Below are 10,160 nucleotides of genomic sequence, written 5' to 3' on the forward strand. Positions count from 1 at the left end.
CTCCCGACCCGGGAGCGGGGCCGCCGCCGTCCTCAGCCGAGCTCGCGCACCCCCGAGGGCAGCACCGCCAGGTCCACCGGCCGGTCGTGCGGCTCGGCCGGCACCCGCTCCAGCAACTCGTGCTCGTACAGCAGCACCGCCAGCACCGGCCGCGCGCCCGCCCGCGCCAGCCGGTCCAGCACCCGGTCGTAGCTGCCGCCGCCACGGCCCAGCCGCAGCCCGGAGCGGTCCACCGCCAGTCCCGGCAGCAGCACCACGGCGGCCTCCGTCACCGCCCGCGGCCCCAGCCGCGGGCCGACCGGCTCCAGCAGTCCCCGCCCGGCCGGGGCCAGCGCTCCGGGCCCCGCGTACTCGGCCCAGTCCAGGTCGTTGTCCGCCAGCAGCACCGGCAGCAGCACCCGCACCCCGCGCGCCCGCAGCGCGTCCAGCAGCGGACGGGTCCCGGGCTCGGCGCCCACCGAGACGTACGCGGCCACCGTGGCGCCCGGACCGGCCAGCTCCCCGGCGTGCCCGGCCAGCCCGTCGGCCGCCGAGGCCCGCTGCTCGGCGGTCAGCGCACGGCGTTCCGTCAACAGCCGTGCCCTCAGGCCGCTCTTCTCGTTGTGCATGTGATCGCCGTGCATCCGGTCCTCCTGGTCTCCGCGCCCTGGTTCCCCACACCACCGACGCGCAGAGCCTGACACGCGAAAGGGCGCCCCCGTTGACCACCCCGCTGCTGGTCCAGTCCCTGGCCGCACTGAGCGTCCCCGCGCTGGCCGGCGCCACCGCCCTCGGACTGCGCGGCAGGCGGGAGCGGGCCGGGGCCGCCGCCGGGGCCGAGCGGCTGCGCGGGCGGATCGCCGAACTGGAGGAGCGCTGCGCCGAACTGGAACGCACCGCCTCCCGCGACCCGCTCACCGGGGTGTGGAACTACCGCCACCTCCAGCTCACCCTGGACCGGGAGATCGAACGCGCCCGCCGCGCCGAGCACACCGAGCAGGCCGACGGCCCCCGCCCGCTCGCCGTGCTGATGCTCGCCATCAGCGGCTTCGACGCGGTCGTCGCCGAGCACGGCCGGGGCCGGGCGGGCGCGGTGCTGCGCGACCTCGCCCAGCGGCTCGCGATGGAGATCCGCCGGGCCGACACCCTCGGCCGCTACGGCGGCGAGGACTTCCTGGTGGTGCTGCCGGACACCGGCGCCGAGGGCGCCGCCCAGGTCGCCGAGCGGCTGGTCTGGTCGGTGCGCCGGCACCTGCTGCTGGACTGGTCCTCCGGTCCGCGCGAGTCCCGCCCCGCCGCCGGCAACGGCCTCACCGCCGCCTGCGGCATCGCCGTCCTGCCCGAGGACGGCACCCACGCGGCCGTCCTGCTGCGCGCGGCCGACGCGGCGCTCGCCGCGGCCCGGGCGGCCGGCGGCGACTGCTGGCGGCTCCCGGCAGAGCACCCCGGGGAGTCGGAACGCCCCCGAACCGACCGCTCCGAACAGGGCGTCCAGGGCCCCGGCCACCGTCCGGACGGCGAACACGACCGTTCCGCAAAGCCCGGTAGTCTGTCGGCCTGTGCCGGCCGGAACCCCCTCGACCAGCCGGTCGCGACCCATACGGCCGCCACTGCGGCCGGGCCCCGCGACGTGCTGTCCTAGCCGTCCGACGGCGCTCGGCCTGGCGAAAACGTGCCTGAGTAAGGTAAACGCATGACGACGACCAACCCCCGAGTTCCGGTAACCAAGGCCGTGGTACCCGCGGCCGGACTGGGCACCCGTTTCCTCCCGGCGACCAAGGCCACCCCGAAGGAGATGCTCCCGGTCGTCGACAAGCCGGCGATCCAGTACGTCGTCGAGGAGGCGTCCGCCGCCGGGCTCTCCGACATACTGATGGTCACCGGGCGCAACAAGCGGGCCCTGGAGGACCACTTCGACCGCGCCTACGAGCTGGAGGAGCTGCTGGTCCGCAAGGGCGACGAGCAGCGCCTGGCCCGGGTCCGCGAGTCCGTCGAGCTGGCCAACATGCACTACGTCCGCCAGGGCGACCCCAAGGGCCTCGGCCACGCCGTCTCGGTCGCCGAGCAGCACGTCGCCGGCCAGCCCTTCGCCGTCCTGCTCGGTGACGACCTGATCGACCCGCGCGACCCGCTGCTCTCCCGGATGATCGAGGTGCAGCAGGAGCTCGGCGGCTCGGTCGTCGCCCTCATGGAGGTCGCCCCCTCCCAGATCCACCTCTACGGCTGCGCCGCCGTCAAGGCGAACGGCTTCGGCGACGACGTCTTCCAGGTGACCGACCTGGTCGAGAAGCCCGAGCCCGGCGAGGCCCCGTCCAACTACGCGGTGATCGGCCGTTACGTCCTCGACCCGCTGGTCTTCGACGTGCTGCGGGAGACCCCGCCCGGCCGCGGCGGCGAGATCCAGCTCACCGACGCGCTGCGCGAGCTGACCGCCCGTGAGGCGGCCGACGGCGGCCAGGTGCACGGGGTGCTCTTCAAGGGCCGCCGCTACGACACCGGCGACCGCGCCGACTACCTGCGCGCTATCGTCCGACTGGCCGCCGAACGCGAGGACCTGGGCCCGGAGTTCCGCTCCTGGCTGCGGGAGTTCGTCGGCACCGAGATGCAGGACTGACGCAGGACCGACGCAGGACGACCACGACAGAGAGCGAGCCGCCGATGACCGGGTCCACCGAGCACAGCACCACGCCCAGCGCCTGCTGCGACGCCGGAACGGACCCGGCACCGGCGGCCCCGCGCCTGTGGACGGTCGACGAGCACCTCGCCGACGTGCTGGCCGCGGTCGGCCCGCTGCCCGCGATCGAGCTCCGGCTGCTCGATGCCCAGGGCTGCCGGCTCGACGAGGACGTGACCGCCGACGGCGACCTGCCGCCCTTCGACAACAGCTCGATGGACGGGTACGCGGTCCGCACTGCCGACACCGAGGGCGCCACCGGCGTCTACCCGTCGGTGCTCCCGGTGGTCGGCGACATCGCGGCCGGCGCCGGCGAGCTGCCGAGGGTCGGCCCCGGCCAGGCCGTCCGGATCATGACCGGTGCCCCGCTGCCGCCCGGCGCCCAGGCCGTCGCCCCGGTCGAGTGGACCGACGGCGGCACCGGCACCGGCGTGGCCGCCGCCGCGATGACCGCGCCCGTCCCGGACGAGGAGGTCCGCGTCCTGCGCCCGGTCGCCGAGGGCGCGCACATCCGCCGCCGCGGCAGCGACGTCACGGCCGGCACCACCGTCCTGAAGGCCGGCACCCGGCTCGGCCCCACCCAGCTCGGGCTGCTCGCCGCGGTCGGCCGGGCCACCGTGAAGGTCCGCCCGCGCCCCCGGGTCGTGGTGCTGTCCACCGGCAGCGAGCTGGTCCAGCCCGGCGAGCCGGTCGGCCCCGGGCAGATCACCGACTCCAACAGCTTCACCCTCACCGCGGCCGCCCAGGAGGCCGGTGCCATCGCCTACCGGGTCGGCGCCGTCCCGGACGACGCCGAGAGGCTGCGCGCCGTCCTGGACGAGCAGCTCGGCCGGGCCGACCTGATCGTCACCAGCGGCGGGGTCAGCGTCGGCGCGTACGACGTGGTCAAGGAGGTCTTCGAGACCTACGGGGGCACGGCCCGCGGCGGAGCCGCCGGTGTCGACTTCCGCAAGCTGCGGATGCAGCCGGGCAAGCCCCAGGGCTTCGGCCGGATCGGCGGCTCGGCCGGAGTGCCGCTGCTCGCCCTGCCCGGCAACCCGGTGAGCGCCTACATCTCCTTCGAACTCTTCGTCCGCCCGGTCATCCGCACCATGCTCGGCGCCGCCGACGTGCACCGCCCGGTCGTCCGCGCGCTCTGCCCGGCGGCACTGCGCTCCCCGGCCGGCCGGCGGCAGTTCCTGCGCGGCCGCCACTCGGCGGCGGACGGCACGGTCGAGCCGGTGGGCGGCGCCGGGTCCCACCTGGTCGGGGCGCTGGCCCGGGCGAACTGCCTGATCACCGTCCCCGAGGACGTCACCGAACTGCCCGCCGGCAGCGAGGTGGACGTGGTGTTGCTGGACTCCTGATCGGTCCGCCGGACCGGGGAGCGGTACGGTAGCGCGGTATTCGACCTGCTCGCCCCTGGAGTTACCCGTGACGACACCTCCCCCCGGCGACCGCCTCACCCACGTCGACGACCAGGGCGCGGCCCGGATGGTCGACGTCTCCGAGAAGGCCGCCACCGCGCGCACCGCCGTGGCGGCCGGCCGGGTGCGGGTCTCCCCGCAGGTGGTCGCGCTGCTGCGCGGTGACGGCGTGCCCAAGGGCGACGCCCTCGCGGTGGCCCGGATCGCCGGGATCATGGGCGCCAAGAAGACCCCGGAACTGATCCCGCTCTGCCACCCGATCGCGGTCTCCGGCGTCAAGGTCGACCTCGCGGTCGCGGACGACGCGGTCGAGATCACCGCCACCGTGAAGACCTCCGACCGCACCGGCGTCGAGATGGAGGCGCTGACGGCCGTGGCGGTGGCCGGGCTGACCGTCGTCGACATGGTCAAGGCGGTGGACAAGGGCGCCACGATCGAATCGGTCCGGGTGCTGAGCAAGACCGGCGGCAAGAGCGGTGACTGGTTCGCCGCGGAGGTGGACGCGTGACGGCCCCGGCCGCGGGGGCTCCGACCGGACAGGCCCCGGCCGGGAAGGCGCTGGCCGTCACCGTCTCCAACCGGGCCTCGGCCGGGGTCTACCAGGACAAGGGCGGCCCGCTGCTGGTGGCAGGCCTGACCGCGATGGGCTTCACCGCGGACGGCCCCCGGGTCGTGCCGGACGGCGAACCGGTGGAGGCCGTGCTGCGCGAGGCCGTCGCGGCCGGCTACGACGTGGTGCTGACCACCGGCGGCACCGGCATCTCGCCGACGGACCTCACCCCCGAGATGACCGCCCGGGTGATCGACCGCCAGGTCCCCGGGATCGCCGAGGCCATCCGTGCGTACGGCCGGGAGAAGGTGCCGACCTCGGCGCTCTCCCGCGGGCTCGCCGGTCTCGCCGGACGTACCCTGATCGTCAACCTGCCGGGATCGAGCGGCGGCGTCAGGGACGGCCTGGCCGTCCTGGAACCGCTGCTCGCCCACGCCGTCGACCAGCTCGGCGGCGGGGACCACCCCCGGCCCGACGCCCCGGCGACCGGGGCTCCAGCATCCGGGAGAGGGCACTGAACGCCGGCTGGCCGGTAGAGCTCCACGAGGGGGAGGTCGTGCTGCGCCCGATCCGGGTCCGCGACCAGCGCGAGTGGCAGGAGGTGAGCCACCGCAACCGGGACTGGCTGCGCCGCTGGGAGGCCACCGTGCCGCCCGGCCCGGCCGGCCGGGCCGCCGGCCCCCGGCCGACCTACCGGCAGATGGTCCGCTTCCTGCGGGGCGAGGCCTCGGCCGGCCGGATGCTGCCCTTCGTCGTGGTCCACCAGGGCCGGCTGGTCGGCCAGTTGACCGTCGGGGGGATCACCTGGGGATCGATGTGCTCGGCGAACATCGGGTACTGGGTGGACGAGTCGGTGGCCGGCCGGGGGATCATCCCGACGGCCGTCGCGCTCGCGGTGAACTACTGCTTCCACACGCTGGGACTGCACCGGATCGAGGTCTGCATCCGCCCGGAGAACGGCCCGAGCCGACGGGTGGTGGAGAAGCTCGGCTTCCGCTCGGAGGGAATCCGTCCGCGCTATCTCCACATCGACGGTGACTGGCGGGACCACCTCGTCTACGCGTTGACCGCCGAGGAGGTGCCGGAAGGGGTGCTGGCGCGCTGGCGGGCGCTCAGTTCGGGCCGTCGGCCCGGTAATTGAATGTATGTTCGAATAAAATATCGATATGGCATCGCCACGACGCCGGACCATCACAAATGCCGGCAAAATAGTCGGAGAATCAGCTTGATCACACGACACGCCGCACCAAATTGCTGCCAGCGCTTCCCCACCGCCCGTACGGTGTGAATCGTGAGCAGTAGCGGCCTTATCTACGCCGTCATCGTAGGGGCCTGGGCCGCCTATCTGGTGCCGATGTGGCTCCGCAGGCAGGACGAACTCAACGAGGCGCGCCCGACGGAACGCTTCAGCACCGCCATCCGCCTGCTGGCCGGGCGTTCGGCGCTGGAGCGGCGGGCGGCCCGGGCCCTGGGCGACGAACCGCGTGACGACGAGCAGAGCAACGACGGCCCTCCCGAACGGGACGAGGCCGCCTCCGGCGACCCCGCGCGGGAGCCCGAACCCCCGGCGCAGCGGCCGGCCGAGCGGCCGGTGCCCGAGCCGCAGGCCGGCAGCGAGCGCCGGGCGCGGCTGCTGGCCCGCCGGCGCCGGATGGTGACCGCCCTCTTCCTGTCCTTCGCGCTCGGCGCGGTGGTCGCCGCGGTGGCCGGACTGGCCTTCCTCTGGGTCCCGGCGGTCCCGGCGGTCCTCCTCACCCTGTACATCGGCCACCTGCGCAAGCTGGAGCGCCAGCGGTACGAGGTGAAGCTCGACCGGGTCCGGGCCGCCCAGGCGGCCGAGCGGCTGCGCAAGCGCGAGCAGCAGCGCGCCGCCGCCCCGGCGGCCGGCCCGGCCCCGGCCGAGGCCCCCGCCGCCCCGGAGCCCGCCCCGGCTCCGCCCGCCGAGGGTCGGGCCGCCCGCCGTCCGCACCTGCGGCTGGCGGTCGACCCGGAGCAGGCCACCGTCGTGGTGCCCTCGGCCTCCGCGGTGGCCGAGGCGACCGAGCACGAGGAGTGGGTCGACGGCATGCGCGAGCGCGGCGCGGCCGGCCCGGACTCCTGGGAGCCGGTGCCCGTCCCGCGGCCGACCTACGTGACCGCTCCGGTCGCCCCCAGGGTCTCCCGCGGCCTCGACCTGTCGGCGCCCGGCACCTGGACCGCCGGCCGTCCCGCGGAGTCCCGCAAGACCCCGCTGTTCGACCAGTACGCCGAGCCGCAGGCCCCCGAGTCGCGCCCGCGCGCGGCCAACGAATGACCTGAGGTCTGACCCGGGCCACCCCCCGACCGGCACCGCGATCCGGGGGGTGGTCACAGACCCCCTCCGAAAGGTGCTAAAGTTTCTTCTTGTTGGGGCTGTGGCGCAGTCCGGTAGCGCACCTCGTTCGCATCGAGGGGGTCAGGGGTTCGAATCCCCTCAGCTCCACCCAACGGGCCGTTCGCGACTCAGGTCGTGGAAGGTTCACGAGATCCCGTCCAGATGACACATCTGGACGGGATTTCTGCTTTGCGGGCCTGGGAAGGTCCGGCGAAGGCCTCAGGTCGGCAGGAACGCCGATGCGGCCTGCCCGCAGATGCCGGGCCGCTGATCGACGGGCCTGTCGGGGACACGGACGGAAGGCTTCGCGGCGGGGTCAGCCCGGCGGGCGCGGGGGGCGTCCAGGCGTGCGGCCATTTCCCGCCGACCACGTACTCGTTCGCTTCTCTCGCACGTCGCGTTCCGCCAGGCACCCGACAGGTGTCCGCCGCCTCCGGTACCGGCCCGGACTTCTCGACGGCTTCATCGCCGGAACCGCCCTCACCCTCGATATCCCGACGTCACCCTGACGAGCCGACGCCAGTGACGTCCACTCACGGGCGGAGAACGGGTTTGCCCTTCGATCGGCGCCCGAGTAGGTCCTCGTGCGCGTCGCGGGCCCGGGGCAGGTCGTACTCCGCTCCGACCAGGGGCCGTAGGCGACTCCGTGCCGTGAGGTCGAGCAGCTCCGCCAGCGCCACGCTGTCGGCGCCGTCCCTGGCGAGGAGCGGGACGAGCCAGAAGCCGGCGACGGTGATGCTGTCCACCGCGAGTCGGCTCGGAGGGATCGCGGAGGCCGGCTGCCGGGACGAGGCGCCGTAGGTGACCAGTCGGCCTTCGGCCGTCGCCTGGCCGGCGTGGTACCTGGCCTCGTAGTCGTCGGGGCTGAGCCGGCCAAGGCGTTCTTGGATGCGGCGGGTGTTGTACCGGTCCGCCTCGTCCTGGCGGATCCAGTTGCGCAGGGCCTCGTGGTGGACCCCGAGGTCGCGACCGAGAAAGTACACCGACCGGTGGACCGGGAATCGGCACATCGCGCGCAGGCTCAACGCCTCCGAGAGGACCGTGGAGAACCACCGCGGCGGCATCTGCCCCGAACTTGGGGCGACCGGCAGAACCCAGGCCTTCCTCTGTGCCCAACTCGTGAGTTTTGCCGACTGAACGGACAGTACCGGGCAATGGGTTCAATCGGCCATGTGGCCGAGACAGGGACCTTTCGATTAGGACGCCCCTGTTGGACCATGGGCAGAAGGGGACAGTGCTATGGACGGGGAAACGGGGAGCATTGAAAGACCATCATATACGCAGAAAATGTGGAGATCTGATACGGAGTCTTAACTTTCGTCATCGGCGTTCCCCCTCGAATGCCCTGTCGGGATCCCCGTCTCCACCGCCTCCTCGCACGAGAGAAGCTCCTTTCCGGCCTCGGCGCCGCCCGGCACGGGTGATCTCGTCAGCCGGCTCGAACGTTTCCTGCGGCACCGAGGTGCGCATCCGAGGCAACCACGCCACTCGCCCGCGCCTTCAGGCGCGATCCGAGGAACCACGCGCTCGGCGCGCTGCCGGGTCGCTCCTTCCTCTTGCCGCCCCTCACCCGGCGTGCACCCCGTCGAGTTCGAGGTCCGCTTCGCCACTCGCCCAACGGCCGACGCCTACGATCTCGACCTCGCCGACACAGCACGCCTTGCCGCCCGGACCTGGGGAATCGGTCCTCTTCTGGAGACACGGCCCCCGGCTTCCCGGGCGTGCAGCCTCCTTGTCGTAGCCGCGGAGCAGTGGAGCCTGTGCGGCTTCTCGTTCCCCCGCCCTCGGACTGCTTCCTCTCCGTGCCCGGCCCGCAGCGCGGCGGCTCGCCATCGGGCGGGAGGACATCGAACGACACGGCCCCCTTCTCCCCACACCACGACCGACCTGTTGACTTCATGGAGATCCACATGTCTTCTCCACGCGTACTCGCAACAGACACGACATCTCACTCGCGGCAACGTGCACAGGCGCAGGTGCACCGGGAGGAGGCGGAGCCGCTCAACCCGGGCTGGCTCCGTACCTTCATGGAGGTCTACCGGACGGGATCCTTCGGGGGTGCGGCCCGGAAACTGCACATCTCGCAGCCTGCGGTCACGCATCAGATCCGGCTGCTGGAGGAGAGGGTCGGGACGCGTCTGTTCGTGCGTCAGGCCACCGGGTCCAAACCCACGCCGGCCGCCGATTCCCTCGCGCATGACGCCGAGGGCCCGGTCGATGCCCTCAACTTCGTGTTACAGCGCTATTCCAGTAGCGGTGGCCCGCCCGGCAGGATCCGGATCGGTGCTCCCGGTGACCTGATCAGCGACCGGATCCTGCCCGTGCTCGCCGATCTCCTCCCGGACAGTGTGCAGTTACGCGCGACTCCCGCGCTGTCCGACGCGTTGCTCTCCCAGCTGACCGCGGGCGAGCTCGACATCGTTGTCGCCCGGACGCGCCCCCGCGTGACGGGGATCAGCGCGCTACCCCTCTACGACGAGGAGTGGAGTCTGGTCGCCCATCCCGACGTCGCGCGGACGATCCCCGAGGAGCATCTCGCCCGCAAGGCTCCGCAAATCCTCGGGGGCCGTCACCTGATCGCCTGCGCCGAGTCCTTACCGCTCATCGACCACTACTGGTGGTCGGTCTTCCACGCCGAAGTGTCCGCGGCACCCGATGCGGTGGTTCCCGATCAACGGGCCGTACTCGCCGCCGTCAAGGCCTCGGTCGGCATCGCCGTGCTTCCCACCTATCTCTGTGCCGACGACGTCGCCCAAGGCGCGCTGGTCCCCCTGCTCAGACCCGAGGTGCCGCCGATCACCACCACGTACCTCGCCACACGGGAGGGAGACGTCACTCGTTCCCAGATGTCGGCCGCTCACAGCAGGCTCCTCGAGCACGGCCGTCGCTGGACCTGACCGCACAGGAACCACCCGCATCGCGCCCCGGACGCCGCGAGCCAAGATAGTCGAGGTCATTGTCGTATGACCTCGCCGCTTCCTCCTTCAGTACTGGAGATCCTCGACCTCGTCGGCACTCTGGTGGCTCGTTACCAGGAGAGCTGCGAAACGGCCGCCGCCACCGGCCGCCGTCACGGAAGCGGGCCGTTCGATCGGCGATCAGGTGCGCGCCTCGACGGACTTCACGCGCACACGTCCGATCGCCCTGCCGTCGGAGGACTGTGCGGCTCCGCACGCCGGACTGGGCCGGATGCTGAAC

11 protein-coding genes and 1 tRNA gene are annotated in these 10,160 nt (G+C 73.0%); 10 read left to right on the forward strand and 2 right to left on the reverse strand.

The window, feature by feature from the left end:
* Positions 1-32: 32 nt before the first annotated feature.
* The gene (locus ACFRMQ_RS31330) at positions 33-623 is read right to left on the reverse strand and encodes a 5-formyltetrahydrofolate cyclo-ligase (RefSeq protein WP_380734095.1); all 591 of its coding nucleotides are present in this window, start codon (positions 621-623) and stop codon (positions 33-35) included.
* Positions 624-700: 77 nt separating this feature from the next.
* Between ACFRMQ_RS31330 and ACFRMQ_RS31335 the strand changes: the two genes are divergently transcribed.
* From ACFRMQ_RS31335 to ACFRMQ_RS31370, 8 genes are all read left to right on the forward strand, one after another.
* Positions 701-1,621 (forward strand): GGDEF domain-containing protein, encoded by a 921-nt coding sequence (locus ACFRMQ_RS31335; protein ID WP_380734096.1) that lies wholly within the window; start codon positions 701-703, stop codon positions 1,619-1,621.
* Positions 1,622-1,672: 51 nt separating this feature from the next.
* Positions 1,673-2,593, forward strand: a complete 921-nt coding sequence (galU, locus tag ACFRMQ_RS31340) for a UTP--glucose-1-phosphate uridylyltransferase GalU (protein ID WP_380734097.1) — start codon at positions 1,673-1,675, stop codon at positions 2,591-2,593.
* Between the two features lie 44 nt (positions 2,594-2,637).
* Entirely contained in the window at positions 2,638-3,999 is a 1,362-nt protein-coding gene (gene glp, locus ACFRMQ_RS31345) for a gephyrin-like molybdotransferase Glp (RefSeq protein WP_380734098.1), read from the forward strand.
* A 67-nt stretch (positions 4,000-4,066) separates the two neighbouring features.
* Positions 4,067-4,567, forward strand: a complete 501-nt coding sequence (gene moaC / locus ACFRMQ_RS31350) for a cyclic pyranopterin monophosphate synthase MoaC (protein WP_380734099.1) — start codon at positions 4,067-4,069, stop codon at positions 4,565-4,567.
* Positions 4,564-5,127, forward strand: a complete 564-nt coding sequence (locus ACFRMQ_RS31355; RefSeq protein ID WP_380734100.1) for a molybdenum cofactor biosynthesis protein B — start codon at positions 4,564-4,566, stop codon at positions 5,125-5,127. The genes moaC and ACFRMQ_RS31355 overlap by 4 nt, the downstream gene beginning before the upstream one ends.
* Positions 5,124-5,750, forward strand: coding sequence for a GNAT family N-acetyltransferase (locus tag ACFRMQ_RS31360; protein ID WP_380734105.1), 627 nt, complete (start codon positions 5,124-5,126; stop codon positions 5,748-5,750). Before ACFRMQ_RS31355 ends, ACFRMQ_RS31360 begins: the two co-directional genes overlap by 4 nt.
* A 150-nt stretch (positions 5,751-5,900) precedes the next feature.
* Positions 5,901-6,902 (forward strand): hypothetical protein, encoded by a 1,002-nt coding sequence (locus ACFRMQ_RS31365; RefSeq protein WP_380734101.1) that lies wholly within the window; start codon positions 5,901-5,903, stop codon positions 6,900-6,902.
* Between the two features lie 94 nt (positions 6,903-6,996).
* Positions 6,997-7,070 (forward strand) — tRNA-Ala (locus tag ACFRMQ_RS31370).
* Positions 7,071-7,495: 425 nt separating this feature from the next.
* On the opposite strand, the gene ACFRMQ_RS31375 is transcribed toward ACFRMQ_RS31370, so the two are convergent.
* The gene (locus ACFRMQ_RS31375; protein ID WP_380734102.1) at positions 7,496-7,972 is read right to left on the reverse strand and encodes a zinc-binding dehydrogenase; all 477 of its coding nucleotides are present in this window, start codon (positions 7,970-7,972) and stop codon (positions 7,496-7,498) included.
* A gap of 31 nt (positions 7,973-8,003) precedes the next feature.
* On the opposite strand from ACFRMQ_RS31375, the gene ACFRMQ_RS31380 reads away from it, so the two are divergent.
* Both ACFRMQ_RS31380 and ACFRMQ_RS31385 read left to right on the forward strand, forming a co-directional pair.
* On the forward strand, positions 8,004-8,099 hold the full coding sequence (locus ACFRMQ_RS31380) for a hypothetical protein (RefSeq protein WP_380734103.1): 96 nt from the start codon (positions 8,004-8,006) through the stop codon (positions 8,097-8,099).
* A gap of 761 nt (positions 8,100-8,860) precedes the next feature.
* Positions 8,861-9,859, forward strand: coding sequence for a LysR family transcriptional regulator (locus ACFRMQ_RS31385; protein WP_380734104.1), 999 nt, complete (start codon positions 8,861-8,863; stop codon positions 9,857-9,859).
* Positions 9,860-10,160: the final 301 nt, after the last annotated feature.

Origin of the sequence: Kitasatospora sp. NPDC056783, from assembly GCF_042789895.1 — a bacterium.
Taxonomy (GTDB): domain Bacteria; phylum Actinomycetota; class Actinomycetes; order Streptomycetales; family Streptomycetaceae; genus Kitasatospora.

Excerpts from the sequence above, each read along its gene's own strand:
- ACFRMQ_RS31385 (WP_380734104.1), top strand. The coding sequence starts at position 8,861 with ATGGAGATCCACATGTCTTCTCCACGCGTACTCGCAACAGACACGACA.
- ACFRMQ_RS31330 (WP_380734095.1), bottom strand. The coding sequence starts at position 623 with ATGCACGGCGATCACATGCACAACGAGAAGAGCGGCCTGAGGGCACGG.
- galU (WP_380734097.1), top strand. The coding sequence starts at position 1,673 with ATGACGACGACCAACCCCCGAGTTCCGGTAACCAAGGCCGTGGTACCC.
- ACFRMQ_RS31375 (WP_380734102.1), bottom strand. The coding sequence starts at position 7,972 with ATGTGCCGATTCCCGGTCCACCGGTCGGTGTACTTTCTCGGTCGCGAC.
- glp (WP_380734098.1), top strand. The coding sequence starts at position 2,638 with ATGACCGGGTCCACCGAGCACAGCACCACGCCCAGCGCCTGCTGCGAC.